Below are 255 nucleotides of genomic sequence, written 5' to 3'. Positions count from 1 at the left end.
ACGACGTTCTCGATCCGATCGTTGAGGCATACGTAGAGCGCTACCTGCCGATGCAGACGATCGCCGAGCAGCAGGGCCTTGATCTTGTGCTGGTGCAGAAGATCGTCAAGCTGATCGAGCATAGCGAGTACAAGCGGCAGCAGGCGGCCCCGGTGCTGAAGGTGACCGCCAAGTCATTCGGCACCGGGCGGCGGTTTCCGATCGCCGTCAAAGTACAGGTTTGAGTTGGCCTACAGAAGTACATACAGGCAGGAG

At 58.8% G+C, this 255-nt stretch carries 1 pseudogene; it reads left to right on the top strand.

Annotation, left to right across the window (positions count from 1 at the left end):
* A pseudogene (locus tag AC5IJH_RS18380) lies at positions 1 to 224 on the top strand (NAD+ synthase); the annotation flags it as partial.
* Positions 225 to 255 lie beyond the last annotated feature (31 nt).

Origin of the sequence: Candidatus Dedyshia acidiphila, from assembly GCF_051025295.1 — a bacterium.
Lineage (GTDB): Bacteria > Acidobacteriota > Terriglobia > Terriglobales > Acidobacteriaceae > KBS-83.
This window is presented reverse-complemented; position numbering and strand designations above follow the sequence as displayed.